The organism is Stenotrophomonas pictorum JCM 9942 (assembly GCF_001310775.1).
In the GTDB taxonomy this organism is placed as follows: domain Bacteria; phylum Pseudomonadota; class Gammaproteobacteria; order Xanthomonadales; family Xanthomonadaceae; genus Stenotrophomonas; species Stenotrophomonas pictorum.
On sequence record NZ_BAZI01000028.1, the window covers coordinates 1 to 16,360 of the forward strand.

The 16,360-nt window shown below is 64.8% G+C and carries 16 protein-coding genes, 1 tRNA gene and 2 pseudogenes; 18 read left to right on the forward strand and 1 reads right to left on the reverse strand.

Features of this window, described 5'->3' with window-relative positions; all coding sequences use genetic code 11:
• From JCM9942_RS03185 to JCM9942_RS03270, 18 genes and pseudogenes are all read left to right on the forward strand, one after another.
• Positions 1-251, forward strand: a pseudogene (locus tag JCM9942_RS03185) (alpha/beta hydrolase); the annotation flags it as partial.
• A gap of 64 nt (positions 252-315) precedes the next feature.
• Positions 316-1,047 carry a YebC/PmpR family DNA-binding transcriptional regulator gene (locus JCM9942_RS03190; protein ID WP_054657577.1) on the forward strand — a complete coding sequence of 244 codons (732 nt, stop codon included), beginning with the start codon at positions 316-318 and terminating at the stop codon, positions 1,045-1,047.
• 76 nt (positions 1,048-1,123) lie between these two features.
• Complete coding sequence (gene ruvC, locus JCM9942_RS03195; RefSeq protein WP_054657579.1) at positions 1,124-1,645, forward strand: crossover junction endodeoxyribonuclease RuvC; 522 nt, start codon at positions 1,124-1,126, stop codon at positions 1,643-1,645.
• A 10-nt stretch (positions 1,646-1,655) separates the two neighbouring features.
• Complete coding sequence (gene ruvA, locus JCM9942_RS03200; RefSeq protein ID WP_054657581.1) at positions 1,656-2,243, forward strand: Holliday junction branch migration protein RuvA; 588 nt, start codon at positions 1,656-1,658, stop codon at positions 2,241-2,243.
• 43 nt (positions 2,244-2,286) lie between these two features.
• Complete coding sequence (locus JCM9942_RS03205; RefSeq protein ID WP_054657583.1) at positions 2,287-4,203, forward strand: potassium transporter Kup; 1,917 nt, start codon at positions 2,287-2,289, stop codon at positions 4,201-4,203.
• 45 nt (positions 4,204-4,248) lie between these two features.
• Positions 4,249-5,295 (forward strand): Holliday junction branch migration DNA helicase RuvB, encoded by a 1,047-nt coding sequence (gene ruvB / locus JCM9942_RS03210; RefSeq protein WP_054657585.1) that lies wholly within the window; start codon positions 4,249-4,251, stop codon positions 5,293-5,295.
• Positions 5,285-5,710: a tol-pal system-associated acyl-CoA thioesterase gene (gene ybgC / locus JCM9942_RS03215; protein ID WP_054657588.1), complete on the forward strand. Its 426-nt coding sequence runs from the start codon at positions 5,285-5,287 to the stop codon at positions 5,708-5,710. The genes ruvB and ybgC overlap by 11 nt, the downstream gene beginning before the upstream one ends.
• A gap of 20 nt (positions 5,711-5,730) precedes the next feature.
• On the forward strand, positions 5,731-6,510 hold the full coding sequence (gene tolQ, locus JCM9942_RS03220; protein WP_054657590.1) for a protein TolQ: 780 nt from the start codon (positions 5,731-5,733) through the stop codon (positions 6,508-6,510).
• Between the two features lie 39 nt (positions 6,511-6,549).
• The gene (gene tolR, locus JCM9942_RS03225; protein ID WP_054657591.1) at positions 6,550-6,978 is read left to right on the forward strand and encodes a protein TolR; all 429 of its coding nucleotides are present in this window, start codon (positions 6,550-6,552) and stop codon (positions 6,976-6,978) included.
• Entirely contained in the window at positions 6,968-8,050 is a 1,083-nt protein-coding gene (gene tolA, locus JCM9942_RS03230; protein ID WP_054657592.1) for a cell envelope integrity protein TolA, read from the forward strand. The genes tolR and tolA overlap by 11 nt, the downstream gene beginning before the upstream one ends.
• A 171-nt stretch (positions 8,051-8,221) precedes the next feature.
• On the forward strand, positions 8,222-9,538 hold the full coding sequence (tolB, locus tag JCM9942_RS03235; protein ID WP_054657594.1) for a Tol-Pal system beta propeller repeat protein TolB: 1,317 nt from the start codon (positions 8,222-8,224) through the stop codon (positions 9,536-9,538).
• A gap of 63 nt (positions 9,539-9,601) precedes the next feature.
• Entirely contained in the window at positions 9,602-10,117 is a 516-nt protein-coding gene (gene pal, locus JCM9942_RS03240; RefSeq protein WP_054657596.1) for a peptidoglycan-associated lipoprotein Pal, read from the forward strand.
• Between the two features lie 3 nt (positions 10,118-10,120).
• Entirely contained in the window at positions 10,121-10,930 is an 810-nt protein-coding gene (gene ybgF, locus JCM9942_RS03245) for a tol-pal system protein YbgF (protein ID WP_054657598.1), read from the forward strand.
• A gap of 36 nt (positions 10,931-10,966) precedes the next feature.
• The gene (gene queE, locus JCM9942_RS03250; RefSeq protein WP_054657600.1) at positions 10,967-11,656 is read left to right on the forward strand and encodes a 7-carboxy-7-deazaguanine synthase QueE; all 690 of its coding nucleotides are present in this window, start codon (positions 10,967-10,969) and stop codon (positions 11,654-11,656) included.
• 117 nt (positions 11,657-11,773) lie between these two features.
• Positions 11,774-12,438: pseudogene (queC, locus tag JCM9942_RS03255) on the forward strand (7-cyano-7-deazaguanine synthase QueC).
• Positions 12,439-12,502: 64 nt separating this feature from the next.
• A tRNA-Lys gene (locus JCM9942_RS03260) sits at positions 12,503-12,578 on the forward strand.
• 136 nt (positions 12,579-12,714) lie between these two features.
• Positions 12,715-13,266 (forward strand): ECF-type sigma factor, encoded by a 552-nt coding sequence (locus JCM9942_RS03265; protein ID WP_054657602.1) that lies wholly within the window; start codon positions 12,715-12,717, stop codon positions 13,264-13,266.
• 28 nt (positions 13,267-13,294) lie between these two features.
• Positions 13,295-16,054, forward strand: a complete 2,760-nt coding sequence (locus tag JCM9942_RS03270; RefSeq protein ID WP_054657605.1) for a serine/threonine-protein kinase — start codon at positions 13,295-13,297, stop codon at positions 16,052-16,054.
• Between the two features lie 28 nt (positions 16,055-16,082).
• On the opposite strand, the gene JCM9942_RS03275 is transcribed toward JCM9942_RS03270, so the two are convergent.
• Positions 16,083-16,360, reverse strand: a 278-nt coding sequence (locus tag JCM9942_RS03275) for an HRDC domain-containing protein (RefSeq protein WP_172675032.1), incomplete at its 5' end; no start/stop codon positions are given.

Below are 16,360 nucleotides of genomic sequence, written 5' to 3' on the forward strand. Positions count from 1 at the left end.
CAGGGCCGGGCCGAGGTGGGGCTGGTGGCCGGCTCGGTGCCGCACGGCTTGGGAGCCTGCTGGGCGCGGTGCATGCCGATTCCGATGGCACCGTGGCGCTGGCCGAGACCCGTCTGCAGGGATTGGCCGACCATTGTGTGGTGCCGGTCAGCCACAGCGGGCTGGTGCTGTCGCCGGAGGTGGCGCGGCAGACCGCGGCGTTCCTGCGTGAAGGGCGGTTTGACCGTGATCGGGGACGACGGGTGGCGTGACAGGTGCCGGCGCGGCGATCGGGTAGAATTCACGCCCTGTTCCTGACAGATGTACGGTATTCCCATGGGTAGAGGTCCTTCCATCGAAGGCCGCAAAAACGCGTCTGACGCGAAGCGCGGCAAGATTTTCACCAAGATCATCCGTGAGATCAGCGTGGCCGCACGCGGTGGTGGAGGCGACCCCAACAACAACCCGCGGTTGCGTACAGCCATCGACAAGGCGCTGTCGGCGAACATGTCCAAGGACGTGATCGAGCGCGCGATCAAGAAGGCGACCGGCGAGCTGGAAGGCGTTGAATATGAGGAAATCCGCTACGAAGGCTATGCCCCGGGCGGCGTGGCGGTGATCGTGGACTGCCTGACCGACAACCGTGTGCGTACCGTGGCCGATGTGCGCCATGCCTTCAGCAAGTGCGGCGGCAATATGGGCACCGAGGGCTCGGTGGCTTTCATGTTCAAGCGCCTTGGCGTGCTGGCTTACGCGCCCGGCGCCGATGAGGAAAAAATCACCGAGGCCGCGATCGAGGCCGGTGCAGATGACATCGCAGTCTATCCGGAAGATGGCGCGATCGATGTGATCACCGCCCCGGAATCGTTCCTGGGGGTGAAGGCGGCGATGGAGGCGGCGGCGCTGACGCCGGACCATGCCGAAATCACCTTCCGCGCCGACAACGACATCGCCGTGGATGCCGACACCGCTGTGCAGGTCAAGAAGCTGCTGGACATGCTTGAAGACCTGGACGATGTGCAGGACGTGTATTCCAACGTCGATCAGGCCAGCCTCGAGCGGGCCTGACCGGCCGTTCCCGTCCTACTGATTGAGACGGCGGTGGCGGATCATGGCCGCCGTCCCAATCCAGGCAGACCCTCCAATGACCCGCATCCTCGGCATCGACCCGGGCTCGCAACGCACCGGTGTCGGCATTATCGATATCGATGCCAGCGGCCGTGCCAGCCACGTCTACCATGCCCCGCTGGTGCTGCTGGGCGCCGATGGCTTTGCGTTGCGGCTCAAGCGGCTGGCCGATGGCCTGCATGCCCTGATCGAGGAATACCGGCCGCAGGAAGTGGCCATCGAGAAGGTGTTCATGGCCAAGAACGCCGATTCGGCGTTGAAGCTGGGCCAGGCCCGCGGCGCGGCGATCTGTGCGGTGGTGATGCGGGATCTGCAGGTCAGCGAATACGCGGCCACCGAGATCAAGCTGGCGGTGGTCGGGCGCGGCAGCGCGCAGAAAGAACAGGTCCAGCATATGGTGGGCCTGATGTTGAACCTGAAGGGCAAGCTGCAGGCGGATGCCGCCGATGCGCTGGCCGTCGCCATCACCCACGCGCATGTGCGCGCCACGGCCAACCGGCTGGGCGTGGATGTGCGCCAGGCCTGGAGTCGCAAATGAGGAACTTGGCATGATCGGACGCCTGCGCGGCATCCTCGCGTACAAAGCCCCGCCGTGGCTGGTGATCGACGTCAATGGCGTCGGCTACGAGCTGGAGGCGCCCATGAGCACGTTCTACGACCTGCCCGATGTCGGCCGCGAGGTGATCCTGTTCACCCATTACGCGCAGAAGGAAGACAGCGTGTCGCTGTACGGCTTCCTGCGCGAAGGCGAGCGCCGCCTGTTCCGTGATGTGCAGAAGGTGTCGGGCATCGGCGCGAAAATCGCGCTGGCGGTGCTTTCCGGGGTCAGCGTCGACGAGTTCGGGCGGCTGATCCAGACCGGCGATGTCGCTGCGTTGACCCGTATTCCGGGCATCGGCAAGAAGACCGCCGAGCGTATGGTGGTGGAGCTGCGTGATCGCGCGGCCAATTTCACCGGCGGCGGTGCGCCCATCGCCGGACAGCTCGGGGCCGATCCGGTGTCCGAGGCGACAGTGGCCTTGCAGCAACTGGGCTATAAACCGGCCGAGGCGGCCAAGATGGCGCGCGATGCCGGCGGCGAGGGCGACGATGTCGCCACCGTCATCCGCAAGGCGCTGCAATCGGCGCTGCGCTGAGGCGCGGTGCCCATCCGGCTGTATGACGTCAATCGAGACTTCCATGTCCCACGTTTCCCCGCAGTCTGATTCTTCCGCGCCACATTCCGGCCACGGTACCGCTGGTGGTCTGGCGCTGGTCATCGGCGCCATCGGCGTGGTGTTCGGCGACATCGGCACCAGTCCGCTGTACACCCTGAAGGAGGCGTTCTCGCCGCACTACGGGCTGACCAGCGACCACGACACCGTACTGGGGGTGCTGTCACTGGCGTTCTGGGCGCTGAACATGGTGGTCACGCTCAAGTACGTGACCATCATCATGCGCGCCGACAACGATGGCGAGGGCGGCATCATGGCGTTGATGGCGCTGGCCCAGCGCACGCTGCGCAACGGCTCGCGCTCGGCCTATGTGGTGGGCATTCTCGGTATTTTCGGCGCTTCGCTGTTCTTCGGTGATGGGGTGATCACCCCGGCCATCTCGGTGCTGGGCGCAGTGGAGGGCCTGGAGGTCGCAGCGCCCGGACTGGGCCATTTCGTTGTGCCGATCACCCTGGTGGTGCTGGCCGCGGTGTTCGCCGCGCAGCGTTTCGGTACCGAGAAGGTCGGCAAGGTGTTCGGACCGGTGATGACGATCTGGTTCCTGTCGCTGGCGGCGATCGGCATCTGGAACGTGATCAGTGCCCCGGAAGTGCTCAAGGCCTTCAATCCCCTGTGGGGCGCGCGCTTCTTCCTGGAGCATGGCTGGCACGGCATCTTCATCCTTGGTGCGGTGGTGCTGGCGGTGACCGGTGGCGAGGCGCTGTATGCGGACATGGGCCACTTCGGCGCGCCGCCGATCCGCCATGCCTGGTACTTCTTCGTACTGCCGTGTCTGGTGCTGAACTATCTGGGCCAGGGCGCGCTGGTGCTGCAGCGGCCGGATGCGGTGTCCAATCCGTTCTTCGAAGCCGTGCCGCAATGGGCGCTGTACCCGATGATCATCCTGGCGACGATGGCGGCGGTGATCGCCAGCCAGTCGGTGATCACCGGCGCATTCTCGGTGTCCCGTCAGGCCATACAGCTGGGTTACATCCCGCGCATGCGCATCCTGCATACCTCGCACGACACCATCGGCCAGATCTACATCCCGGGCATCAACTGGGGCTTGGCGGTGATGGTGTTCGGGCTGGTGCTGGCGTTCCGCAGTTCCAGCAATCTGGCTGTGGCATACGGCATTTCGGTGTCGGCCACGATGCTGATCGACACCCTGCTGCTGGCGCTGGTGGCGCGTGCGCTGTGGCCCAGGGCGCGGCATGCCATCGTCGCGCTGTGCGTGGTTTTCTTCGTCATCGACCTGGGGTTCGTGATCGCCAACGGCGCCAAGCTGCTGCAGGGGGCGTGGTTCCCGGTCGTGCTGGGGGTGGCCCTGTTCACGATGATGCGCACCTGGCGGCGTGGTCGCGAACTGCTGCGCGATGAGATCCGCAAGGACGGTATCCGCATCGATACCTTCCTGCCCGGGCTGATGCTGGCACCGCCGGTGCGTGTACCGGGCACGGCGATATTCCTGACGGCCGATCCGGCGGTGGTGCCGCACGCGCTGATGCACAACCTCAAGCACAACAAGGTGCTGCACGAGCGCAATGTGTTCCTCCACGTGGAAACCCTACCGGTGCCGTATGCGGCCGATGCGCAGCGACTGAAGATCGATTCGGTGGGGGACGAGTTCTATCGCATCCAGGTGCGCTACGGTTTCATGGAAACGCCGGACGTCCCGCTGGCGCTGATGCGCTCGTGCGACCACGGCGGCATCTATTTCGATCCGATGGAGACCACGTTCTTCGCCAGCCGCGAAACCATCGTCGCCAGCGCCAATCGCGGCATGCCGATCTGGCGTGACAAGCTGTTTGCGTTCATGCATCGCAACGCGGCCCCGGCCACCGGCTTCTTCCGGATTCCGGGCAACCGTCTGGTCGAGCTGGGTGCGCAGGTGGAGATCTAGCCCGTATGCCCGTAACTTGCCGCGCGCTTGGCGCATAATTGCGCGATGACTGATCATCGCATCATCGGCGCCGGCGCCACCCGCGAGGACGAGGTGGCCGATGCCAGCATCCGTCCGCGCACCCTGGCCGACTATCTCGGCCAGGCGCCCGTGCGTGAGCAGCTGGATATCTACATCCAGGCGACAAAATCGCGTGGCGAGGCGCTGGACCATGTGCTGATCTTCGGCCCGCCGGGGCTGGGCAAGACCACCCTCAGCCACGTCATCGCCAACGAACTGGGCGTGGCGCTGCGGGTCACCTCCGGCCCGGTGATCGAGAAAGCCGGCGACCTGGCCGCGCTGCTGACCAACCTGCAGCCGCACGATGTGTTGTTCATCGATGAGATCCATCGCCTCTCGCCCGTGGTCGAGGAAGTGCTGTATCCGGCGATGGAGGATTTCCAGATCGACATCATGATCGGGGAGGGCCCGGCGGCGCGTTCGATCAAGCTGGATCTGCCTCCGTTCACCCTGATCGGCGCCACCACCCGGGCCGGGTTGTTGACCGCGCCACTGCGTGACCGCTTTGGCATTGTGCAGCGGCTGGAGTTCTATTCGGCCGACGAGCTGACCCGTATCGTCCGGCGCTCGGCCGCCATCCTCGGGATCGATTGCAGCGCCGAAGGCGCCGGCGAGATCGCGCGCCGTTCGCGCGGCACCCCGCGCATCGCCAACCGCCTGCTGCGCCGCGTGCGCGACTATGCGCAGGTCAAGGCCAGTGGGCATATCGACCAGAACGTCGCGCAGGCCGCCATGCAGATGCTCAAGGTCGACCCGGAAGGCTTCGATGAGCTGGACCGGCGCCTGCTGCGTACTATGGTCGAGTATTTCGACGGCGGCCCGGTCGGGATCGAATCGCTGGCCGCCGCCCTGTCGGAAGAGCGCGGTACGCTCGAAGACGTGGTCGAGCCCTATCTGATCCAGCAGGGTTTTCTGGTGCGTACCGCGCGTGGGCGGATGGCTACGCACAAGGCCTATCGCCACATGGGGCTGAAGCCCAAGGCCGCGCCGGCACCGGTGGATCTGTTTGTGGAGCAGCGTGATGACGATTGAGGCCCGGTTCAGTTGGCCGACACGCATTTACTGGGAAGATACCGACGCAGGTGGTGTGGTCTACCACGCACGCTATGTGGCGTTCATGGAACGCGCCCGCACCGAATGGATGCGCGCGCTGGGTTATGGGCAGGAAGCCATGCGCAATGGGGGCGGGCAGGTGTTTGTGGTCCGTGCCATGAAGCTGGATTTCCTGAAACCGGCCAGGCTGGATGATGCGCTGACCACCACGGTGGAACTGGTGCAATGCCGGCGGGCCAGTCTGCTGATGACGCAGGCGGTGATGCGAGAGGACCAGCTGCTGGTCAGTGCCGAGGTCCGGCTTGCCGCCGTCAGCGCCGCGGATTTCCGTCCGCAGCCCATTGATGAAACGCTGTACGCAACGCTCAAACCCCTTCAAACACAAACCGCTTAAGCAATACTGAGGAAGACCGGATGATCGCTTTGCTTCTGGCCCTGCAGGCCACCGTGACCGAGGCCCTGCCGGCCGATGTCAGCGCCGCAGCTGCGCAGACCGTTGCCCAGGCCAGCCATGGCGGCGGCATCAACTATCTGGATCTGATGATCAAGGCCAGTATCCCGGTCAAGCTGATCGTGCTGCTGCTGCTGGCCGGTTCGTTCATCAGCTGGGTGATCATTTTCCGCAAGGCACGCGTGTTCAAGGCCGCCGATCGCGAGGCCAACGATTTCGAGAACCGCTTCTGGTCGGGGGCCGATCTGGGCAAACTTTATTCGGCGGCGACTGATCGCAACCGGTCGGTGGACGGGCTGGAAGCGATCTTCGAATCCGGTTTCCGGGAATACACCCGGATGCAGAACCGTCGCGGCCTGGACGGCCGCAGCCAGCTGGAAGGCGCGCAGCGCGCCATGCGCACCGCCTATGCCCGTGAAGTGGACGGGCTGGAGCGCAACCTGGAGCTGCTGGCCAATATCGGTTCAACCGCCCCTTATGTGGGCCTGGTCGGTACCGTGTTCGGCATCATGGTGACCATGCACGACATGATCAGCAGCGGTGAGCAGGCCGGCATCGCCTCGGTCGCGCCCGGCATCTCCGAAGCGCTGTTCGCCACCGCCATCGGCCTGTTCGTGGCCATCCCGGCAGTGTGGGCCTACAACCGTTTCACAACCCGCGTGGAGCGCCTGTCGGTGCGTTATGAAACCTTCGCCGAAGAGTTCAGCTCCATCCTGCAGCGCCAGAGCGGCGCTGACGAGTAAGCGCCTCCGCGCTTTCCTCTGACCGCAGGAGCCCAGAACATGACCGCCGCCATACCCCGCCGCAAGCGCCGCAAGCTCAAGTCCGAGATCAACGTCGTGCCGTACATCGACGTGATGTTGGTGCTGCTGATCATCTTCATGGTGACCGCGCCGCTGCTGACGCTCAGTTTCGAAGTCGATCTGCCCAGTTCCACCGCCAAGGCGCTGGAAAGCCGGCAGGATCCGGTGATCGTCTCGGTGCGTGCCGATGGCCAGCTCAGCCTCAAGCTGCCCGAAGCCAAGGACCCGCAAGCCATGGAGGCTGGTGTGCTGCAGGCGCAGCTGGGCGCGTTGGCCTCGCAGGACAAGGATCTGCGCGTGATCGTCGCCGCCGACAAGACCGTGACCTATGAGAAGGTCGTCGCGGCGATGGACGTGATCAAGGCCGCGAAGATCGAGAAGGTGGGTCTGGCGACCGATGCACGCTGACGCTTTGCCGCCGCCGCGCGATTCCAACAGCGAGTGGGGCCTGCCGGTCGTACTGGCCTTGCTGGTGCATCTGCTGGTTGCGGCGATTTTTATCATCGCCTGGGTCTGGTCGCCTTCGCGCTCGACCGACGCCGCTGCCGGGAGCCCGGCGGTGGAGGCCAGCCTGGAGTTGTCAGCGGCTGAAGCCTCGGCCGCGCGGCAGGCCCTGCGCGCTTCGGAAAAGCTGCCCGACCTGCCCGAGCCGGTGGAGGACGTGCAGCCCGAACCGGTGCCCGAAGACACCGTGCCCCCGCCGCAGCCGATTCCCGAGCCGCGCCCGCAGGATGCGCCGACTCCGCAGCAGCACAATGCACAAGAACGCATCGCCCAGCCCGATACCGTGGACCAGGAGCGCGTCAGTGCACTGGCGATCTCGCAGGAGAAGGCCCGGCAGGAGCAGGAGGCCAAGCGCCGCCAGGAGCAGATCGATCTGACCGAGCGCAAGCGCGTGGAGGAGGCCGAGCAGAAGCTGAGGCTGGCCAAGCAGCAGGAAGAAGCCGACCGCCAGAAGAAGCTGGCCGACCAGCAGCGTCAGGCCAACGAGGCCAAGGCCAAGGCCGAGCAGGAGCGGCAGCAGAAGATCGCCGAGATCCGCCGCAAGCGGGAGCAGGCCGAGCGCGAGGCCAAGCTCGCCGAACAGCGTCTGCGCCAGGTGGCCGATGCGCGCGCCAAAGCCCAGGCTGCATCGTCCAGCAGTACCGGAAGTGCCGGGCCGACATCGCCCGCGCCCGGGCAGGGGGGTACCAGCACGGATCTCACTGCCAAATATGCGGCAGCGATCCAGCAGGCGGTACTCAACCAGTGGATACGCCCGGATTCCATCCCGCGAGGCCAGCGCTGCCGCCTCACCATCCGTCAGCTGCCCGGGGGAGAGGTGATGGATGTCGAATTCGCACCGGGCTGTCCCTATGACGAGGCCGGCAGGCGTTCGGTGGAGGCCGCGGTGCGGCGCGCCCAGCCGCTGCCCTATCGCGGATTCGAATCGGTGTTCCAGCGCAACCTCAATTTCAATTTCGAGGCGCAGGATCGCTGAGCGCAGGGCAGGTCGCGGTAGCCACTTGCTCTGATTGCACAAGAAGCCATGGTAGTGGACTCCGTTTTCCGCAGTTGGCGGAATTTCACAGGGTGTTCGTTCACAATTGCGAAACTGTTCATCCGCGTGCTGCTATCCCTCTTTGACTTGATCCGTACCGTTGAGCCTCCCATGAAGAAAATGCATCGCTGGCTGGTTGCCCTCGCTGTCCTGCTGTTGCCGCTTGCGGCGATGGCGCAGCAGAAGGGCTTGGAAATCGACATCATCGGTGGCAATGCATCGGCAATGCCGATCACTGTCGTGCCGATGCCGTATCAGGGCTCGGTCGCGCCGCAGACCGATGTCGCGGCGGTGGTGCGCGCCGATCTGGAGCGCTCCGGCCAGTTCCGCAGTCTGCCCGAGGCGCAGATTGTCGAGCGTCCGACCCGCGGCAGCGAGGTGCAGTACCCGACCTGGCGCGCGCTCAAGCAGGACTACCTGGTGGTGGGGCGTGTGCTCGATGCCGGCGCCGGTGCCTATCGGGTGGAGTACGAGCTGTTCGATGTCGCCAAGGGCGAGCGCATGCTGGGTCTGGCGATGACCGCACGCTCCAACGCGATGCGTGATGTCGCCCATCAGATGGCCGATGCGATCTACGAGAAGATCACCGGTGTCCGCGGCGCGTTCTGGACGCGTATCGCCTACATCACCGCCAGCGGCAAGGGCGCCAACATGCGCTATGCGCTGATGGTGGCCGACTCCGATGGCTTCAATCCGCAGACCATCGTGCGTTCGGCCGAACCGCTACTGTCACCCAACTGGAGCCCGGATGGCCGCAAGCTGGCCTATGTCAGCTTCGAACGTGGAAATTCCTCCATCTACATCCAGGACATTTCCACCGGCGCGCGCGAGCTGCTGACCAGCTTCCGTGGCATCAACAGTGCCCCGTCGTTTTCCCCGGACGGCCGCCGGCTGGCGCTGTCCCTGTCGCGCAGCGGCAATCCGGAAATCTATGTGATGGATCTGGGCAGCAAGCAGCTCACCCAGCTGACGAACCACTTCGGTATCGACACCGAGCCGACCTGGGCGGCGGATGGCGGCTCGATCTATTTCACCTCCGACCGGGGCGGTCGTCCGCAGATCTACCAGGTCCCGGCCAGTGGCGGCAGCGCCAGCCGTGTGACGTTCCAGGGCAACTACAACGCCACCCCCAGCGTTTCATTTGACGGCAAGAAGATCGTCATGGCGCAAGGCAGCGGCAATACGTATAAGATCGCGATGATGGACAGCAGCCTGGGGTCTCCCCGCTGGAGCACGCTGTCACCGGGATCGCTGGATGAGTCTCCCAGTTTCGCCCCGAATGCAAGCATGGTGCTGTACGCCGCCCGCGAAGGTGGCCGTGGTGTGCTGTATGCCGTGTCGGCGGATGCGCGGGTGCGCCAGCGACTGGTTTTGGCGGATGGTGATGTCAGGGAACCTTCGTGGGGCCCCTACCGTGCCGCGCGTTGATAAAATGTTAATATCGCAGTTGCATTAAACCCCAACACCGGCTTAGGAGCTTGAGTTATCGCCATGAATAAGTCCACTCGCGTTTTGCTCGTTTCGCTGTTGTCCGTGGCCGCGCTGGCCGGTTGCTCCAAGAAGGTCAAGGAACAGCCTGCTGCTCCGGTCGATACCACCCCGACCGCTCCGGCACCGGCTCCGTCCACCTCGGGTCTGTATGGCCCGGGCGACTTGGATACCGACGCCTGCCTGCGCCAGCGCGTGGTCTACTTCGACCTGGATCAGGATTCGGTCAAGCCGGAATTCCAGGCCATCATGGCCTGCCACGCCAAGTATCTGCGTGACCGTCCGTCCTCGCGCATCACCCTGCAGGGCCACACCGACGAGCGTGGTTCGCGCGCGTACAACCAGGCTCTGGGCGAGCGTCGTGGCAACGGCGTGAACTCCGCGCTGCAGGCCAACGGTGGCTCGGCTTCGCAGCTGACCGTCGTGTCCTACGGTGAAGAGCGTCCGGTGTGCACCGAGTCGAACGAGTCCTGCTGGTCGCAGAACCGTCGCGTCGAAATCGTCTACACCGCGCAGTAATCGATGCGTATCGGCATCACACTGATGCTCGCGGTCGCGGCAGCCGTTTCGGCTGCCGCACCCGCGTATGCACAGCGGCAGAGTCTGGCCGATCGCGTTGGCGTGCTCGAGCAGCAGGTCAACAACAGCCAGGCCAATACCGACATGCTCAACCAGCTGCAGCAGTTGCGTACCGAGCTGCAGTCGCTGCAAGGCACGATCGAACAGCTCCAGCATGAAAATGAACAGCTGAAGCAGCGCAATCGCGATCAGTATCTGGACCTGGATAGTCGTCTCAACCGTCTTGAGGGCGGTGTTGGCGCTCCGGCAGCTCCAGCCACTGGCGCAGTGACGCCCGCCGCTGCGGCCGCAAAGCCGACAGCGGCTGCTGCGGAACGTCCGCCCACGGTGCGTGGTGACGCCGGTGCGCTGGCCTCGGTCGGTGACGAGCGCGCCGCCTACAACGTCGCGTTCGATGCGTTGAAAGCAGGCAACTATGCCGATTCGGCGCAGCTGTTCCAGAGCTTCCTCGAGCTGTATCCCAATGCCGCCTACACGCCCAATGCGTTGTACTGGCTCGGCGAAAGTTATTACGCCACCCGCAATTTCAAGATGGCCGAGACGCAGTTCAGTGATCTCGTCGCCCGCTATCCCACCCATGACAAGGCCGCTGGCGGTTTGCTGAAGCTTGGCCTGTCGCAGCTGGGGGAGGGCGATGCCGCGTTGGCGCAGCAGACCCTGGAGCAGGTGGTATCCCGTTTTCCCGGCAGTGATGCGGCCCGTACCGCCCAGGATCGACTGCAGTCGATCCGGCTTGGCCGGCAGCTGCGTTGAGGTGATGCCGCACCCGTCGGTGCGGCTGATGTGACTATGAATTCTCCCAGTGCCGCTGTCCCCAGCGAGATCGTGCAGTCGCCATTGCCGCGACTGAAGATCACCGAAATTTTCCTGTCCCTGCAGGGCGAGGCCGATAGCGTCGGCTGGCCAACGGTGTTCGTGCGCCTGACCGGCTGCCCACTGCGTTGCCAGTACTGCGATACCGAATATGCGTTCCATGGCGGCACTTGGTGGGACATCGACGCGATTGTCGACGAGGTGCTCCGGCAGGGCGTGCGGCATGTCTGCGTGACCGGGGGAGAGCCGTTGGCGCAGAAGCGCTGCGTGATCCTGCTGCAGAAGTTGTGCGATGCAGGTCTGGAGGTCTCGCTGGAGACTTCCGGCGCCTTGGACATTGCCGAGGTGGATCCGCGCGTGTCGCGCGTGGTCGACCTGAAAACCCCGGATTCGGCGGAAATGGCGCGCAACCGGCTTGAGAACATTCCGTTGTTGACGGCGCGCGATCAGCTCAAGTTCGTGATCTGCAGTCGCGCCGACTACGACTGGGCCAAGTCGATGCTGGTCGAGCATGACCTGCCCGGGCGTTGCATGGTCCTGTTTTCGCCCAGCAAGTCGCAGGTCAGCGCCCGTGAGCTGGCCGATTGGATCGTCGCTGACCGCTTGCCGGTGCGGTTCCAGATGCAGCTGCACAAATTGCTGTGGAATGACGCCCCCGGCCGCTGAGCCGCGTACGCGCAAGCGGATGCGGGATTTCATCCGCGCTTTGATTGTTGATCCGATATTTCAAAAATCCGGCGCGGGACAGCGTGCTGGCATTCCCTCCCCAACCGGACGATCCCCATGAAGAAGGCTGTTGTGCTTCTCTCGGGCGGCATGGATTCTGCCGCCGTCATCGCCATTGCCCAGGAGCAGGGCTATCAGGTCTACGCGCTGAGCGTGCGTTATGGCCAGCGCCACACCTCCGAGCTGGATGCCGCGGCACGTGTCGCGGCGGCCCTGGGCGTGGCTGGGCACAAGGTGGTCGACGTGGATCTGCGCAGCTCGGCGGCTCGGCGTTGACCGATGATATCGCTGTGCCCGAAGCCGGCGGCGCCGGTATCCCCGTCACCTACGTGCCGGCCCGCAACACCATCATGCTGTCGCTGGCGCTCGGCTGGGCCGAGGTGCTGGGCGCCAATGATATTTTCTGCGGCGTGAATGCGGTGGACTACTCCGGTTATCCGGATTGCCGACCCGAATTCATTGCCGCCTTCCAAGCGCTTGCCAATCTGGCGACCAAGGCGGGTGTGGAGGGCGCGGGTATCCGCGTCCATGCACCGTTGCAGCACCTGAGCAAGGCGCAGATCGCCAGCGAAGGACAGCGCCTTGGCGTCGACTTCGGCCTCACCGTGTCGTGCTACCAGGCCGATACGGAGGGCAGGGCGTGTGGCCATTGCGATGCCTGCCGGCTTCGCGCCGACGGCTTCGCTGCAGCGGGCCTGGCGGACCCGACGCATTACGTCTGACTTCCTGTTTTCGGTATTTCTGCGGTAGAATGCGCACCCGGCAAACGGCGCATGCTGTTTGTTTGGGCCGTTAGCTCAGTTGGTAGAGCAGAAGACTTTTAATCTTTTGGTCGATGGTTCGAATCCATCACGGCCCACCAGTTTTCAAAAAGGCCCCGGAGCGATCCGGGGCCTTTTTTGTGGCCTCTGCGAGCCGGCCGGCCAGGCACAGGCGGTTGGCAGTATCAGATGTGCGCTCTACCATCAGGGCATCACATCTGTGTACCGGGACGTTCGTTGAGCAACCAGATCACGCAATTGCTGCACCGGTGGCAGCAGGGAGACCTGCAGGCGCGTGAGCACCTGTTCGATGCGCTGTATGCCGATTTGATGCTTGTCGCCCGCAATCGGCTGGCCAACCATACTGCAGGAACGTTGCAGCCGGCGGCGCTGGTCAACGAGTCCCTGCTGCGCTTGCTGGGGACGCAGGCCGACTACCATGATCGTACCCATTTCATCGCGGTGGCGGCGCTGAAAATGCGCTCGGTACTGGTGGATCACCTGCGCGCGCGGTCGGCGGAAAAGCGTGGCGGCAATGCCGAGCAACTCACCCTGTCCCATGCCGAAGGAGCCGCGGATGACAATGGCATCGGCTACGAGGTGCTGGCGCTGCATCAGGCGTTGAACCAGCTTTCCGAGCTGGAGCCGCGTGCGGCGAGCACCATCGAGCTGACCTATTTCGGTGGCATGAGCCGGGATGAGATCGCCATGGTGTTGGGCATTTCCGCACCGACGGTGGATCGTGATCTGCGGTTTGCCCGGGCATGGTTGAATCGCCAGTTGCTGTGAGGCGTCTGGCAAAGGGGGGGGGCTGCCGATGAATGCTCAGCGTTGGCGGGAGGTGCGCGACCTGTTCGAGGCGGTCTGCGATCTTCCGCGGGACCAGTGGCGGGCGACGCTGATGCAACGCTGTGACGATGCCGGCATTGTCGAAGAGGTGTTCCAGTTACTGCGGGCGCAGACCGTGGGTTTGAGCCGGGTTGCCAGCAGGCTGGATACGGCACTTGCACAAGCCCTCGCGCCGGAGTTCGGTGTGGGCGAGCGTCTGGGGCCGTGGCGGCTGACCGAGCGGATTGCCAAAGGTGGCATGGGCACCGTGTTCAAGGCAGAGCGGGCGGACGGGGTCTACCAGCGTACCGTTGCGATCAAGCTGCTTCATGGCTTGCCGGGGACCATCGAGGTGGAACGGCTGGCGGCAGAGCGACAGGTGCTCGCCGATCTGCAGTTGCCCCAGGTGGCGCGGCTTTACGACGGTGGTACGACGCCCGATGGCCATCCCTATCTGGTCATGGAGTACATCGACGGTCTGCCGCTGGATCGCTACTGCGAGATGCACAAGCTGGATCTTCCCCAGCGCTTGCGGCTGTTCCTGGATATCTGTTCCGTGGTGCAGTCGGCGCATGAGCGGTTGGTTCTGCACTGTGATCTCAAGCCCAGCAATGTCCTTGTGGCACCCGGAGGACAGCCGGTTCTGCTGGATTTCGGTCTGGCCCGGGTGCTCAATGATGCGCGCGCGAAAGAGGACTCCGGCTACTGCACGCCGAGCTATGCCAGCCCCGAGTTGATGCGCGGCGCGCATGTGGGAGCGGCCAGCGATGTCTACAGTCTCGGGGTGATGCTGCTGGAGCTGGTCGCGGCACGTACCTGTGTGCGTGAGCCGCAGGACATCGATGTGCCGATGATTCTGCCCAGCGATCATGCGCCCGAAACGTTGCGCTGGCGGCGGCAGCTGAGGGGGGACCTGGACGCGATCGTCAGGCGCGCCTGTGCAGGCATGGTCGCGCAACGGTACCGTTCGGTGGAGGCGCTTAGCGCCGATATCCGCCGGTATCTGGAGTGGCGTCCGGTGGCGGCGCGGCAAGGCGGCCGCCTGTACGAGTTGAAGCGTGGAGCGCGGCGCAACTGGCGGGCAATCGCTCTGGGCTCGGCGGCGCTGGTGGTGATGGGGGCGTTCGTCACCGGCCTGGTCCGCACCCGCCAGCAGGCGCAAGAGGATGCGGCCATTGCAAAGCAGTTGACGGATTTCATGGTAGGCGTGTTCGAAACCGCGGATCCATTCCTGCGCACCGAGCGCGGCGAGGAGGAGCTGACCTCCAGGCAGCTGCTTGATCGCGCGGCGTTGCAGGTGTCACGCGATCTGGACGGCGTGCCTGCCCAGCAGGCGCGGATGCGCGCCGTGCTCGGTATTGCCTATCAGAACTCCGGCGTCTCCTCCCAGGCCGAGCGCCTGTTGCGGCAGGCGTATGAGGGCTTTTTGCGCGAGGATGTGGATCGTCCGGTGGATGCGGCATCAGCGCTGGCGAGTCTTTCCATCCACAAGACACGCCAGGGCAACGGGATCGAAGGGCTGGCGCTGGCCGATCGTGGCTTGGCGTTGCTTGCCCGACACAATGCGCCTGAAGTCGTGGCACAGCTGTACGCCGCCAAGGCCTTGGCGCATACCAATCAGCAACAGTTCGACAAGGCCGAGGCGCTGTTCGACCAGGCCCGGCAGCTGTATGAAACACTTCCGAACGCGCATGCCGAGGTGCTGCTGCCTGAATTGACCTACAACAAGGGCATCATGTACCTGCGTCATGGCCGCCAGGCGGCGGCTGAAGTGGCGTTCCGCCAGGTCCTGGCCGGGCGGCATGGCCGCCGTACCAGCCTGACATTGGCCACGGAAATGCGACTGGCGCAGATCCTCCGGGAGCAGGGCAGATTCGATCAGGCGCTTCCATTGCTGCAATCGGGAATGCATCGCGCCACAGAGCTGTATGGAGACCAAAGCAGCTTCGTACTGATGCAGCATGACGCGCTGGCCGATCTGTACCGGGACGCGGGCAACTACGCCGCCGCCGAGGTGCAGTACAAGCTGCGGCAGCGCCTGAGTGCGGTGCTGGATGGCGCCGATTCGGTCGAGTATTCGATGGGCCTGTTCAACTACGCCCTCCTGCACGATCTGCGTGGCGATGTGGTGCAGGCCGAGCGGCTCTACCGGCAGGCATGGACACTGCGCAGCCAGAAGCTGGGGAGCCAGTCGCCCACCACCCTGCGTGCGCAGAGTGGCCTGGGGCAGTTTCTGATGCGCAGCGGGCGTAGCGAAGAGGCGGGCAAGCTGCTGCTGCATGCCGATGCCGGTCTGGCGGCGACGCTGCCGGTGGACGCGCCCGGGCGGGTGCAGGCCCGGTTGGATCTGATCCGCTGGCACATTCTCCAGAACGAGCTTGCGACCGCGCAGGCCTTGCTGGACGAGTTGCCGGCACGGATGCCTTCCGGCTTCGAGCTGCCGCTGTTGAAGGTACGCGCCGATCTGGCCGAGCACCGTGGCGAAGGTGCAGCGGCGCTAGCATTGCGGCGTACCGCGCTGGAGTACGCCCGGTCGCTGTATGGCGATGACAAACCGGAGACCGCGCAGTGCCGGATGGCATTGGCGGAGGTCCTGCTGCGGTTGGGGCATCGGCATCTGGCGCTGCAGGAGTTGCAGCAGGCGTTGCCGGTGTTCAGACGGCTGTTGCTGGATACGGCACCGTACCGGCGCAAGGGGGAAGGGCTGATGCTGCTTGCACAGCGCGGCCAGGCGCCACGCGAGGAGTGAGCTGCGGCGCAGGAACTGCGCTGCCGCTTCAGCCCTGCTCGCGCACGATTTCAACCAGTCGCTCGCCATAACGGGCCAGCTTGCTGCCGCCGATGCCGCCGACCCGTGCCAGTTCGGCGACGCTGGTGGGCCGCTGCTCGGCGATGTTGCGCAGAGTGCTGTCATGGAAGATCACAAACGCCGGCACGTTCTGCTCCTTGGCCAGTTCCGCGCGCAGTCCACGCAGGGCCTGGAACAGCGCCAGATCCTGTGACTGGACCGGTACGCCGCTGCGGGCGGCGCCGCGGTCGCGGTCGCGGCTGGCCG

What these genes read in the sequence shown, in the direction of transcription:
- JCM9942_RS03190 (WP_054657577.1), top strand. Translation starts at nt 316, where the DNA reads ATGGGTAGAGGTCCTTCCATCGAAGGCCGCAAAAACGCGTCTGACGCG.
- ruvC (WP_054657579.1), top strand. Translation starts at nt 1,124, where the DNA reads ATGACCCGCATCCTCGGCATCGACCCGGGCTCGCAACGCACCGGTGTC.
- ruvA (WP_054657581.1), top strand. Translation starts at nt 1,656, where the DNA reads ATGATCGGACGCCTGCGCGGCATCCTCGCGTACAAAGCCCCGCCGTGG.
- JCM9942_RS03205 (WP_054657583.1), top strand. Translation starts at nt 2,287, where the DNA reads ATGTCCCACGTTTCCCCGCAGTCTGATTCTTCCGCGCCACATTCCGGC.
- ruvB (WP_054657585.1), top strand. Translation starts at nt 4,249, where the DNA reads ATGACTGATCATCGCATCATCGGCGCCGGCGCCACCCGCGAGGACGAG.
- ybgC (WP_054657588.1), top strand. Translation starts at nt 5,285, where the DNA reads ATGACGATTGAGGCCCGGTTCAGTTGGCCGACACGCATTTACTGGGAA.
- tolQ (WP_054657590.1), top strand. Translation starts at nt 5,731, where the DNA reads ATGATCGCTTTGCTTCTGGCCCTGCAGGCCACCGTGACCGAGGCCCTG.
- tolR (WP_054657591.1), top strand. Translation starts at nt 6,550, where the DNA reads ATGACCGCCGCCATACCCCGCCGCAAGCGCCGCAAGCTCAAGTCCGAG.
- tolA (WP_054657592.1), top strand. Translation starts at nt 6,968, where the DNA reads ATGCACGCTGACGCTTTGCCGCCGCCGCGCGATTCCAACAGCGAGTGG.
- tolB (WP_054657594.1), top strand. Translation starts at nt 8,222, where the DNA reads ATGAAGAAAATGCATCGCTGGCTGGTTGCCCTCGCTGTCCTGCTGTTG.
- pal (WP_054657596.1), top strand. Translation starts at nt 9,602, where the DNA reads ATGAATAAGTCCACTCGCGTTTTGCTCGTTTCGCTGTTGTCCGTGGCC.
- ybgF (WP_054657598.1), top strand. Translation starts at nt 10,121, where the DNA reads ATGCGTATCGGCATCACACTGATGCTCGCGGTCGCGGCAGCCGTTTCG.
- queE (WP_054657600.1), top strand. Translation starts at nt 10,967, where the DNA reads ATGAATTCTCCCAGTGCCGCTGTCCCCAGCGAGATCGTGCAGTCGCCA.
- JCM9942_RS03270 (WP_054657605.1), top strand. Translation starts at nt 13,295, where the DNA reads ATGAATGCTCAGCGTTGGCGGGAGGTGCGCGACCTGTTCGAGGCGGTC.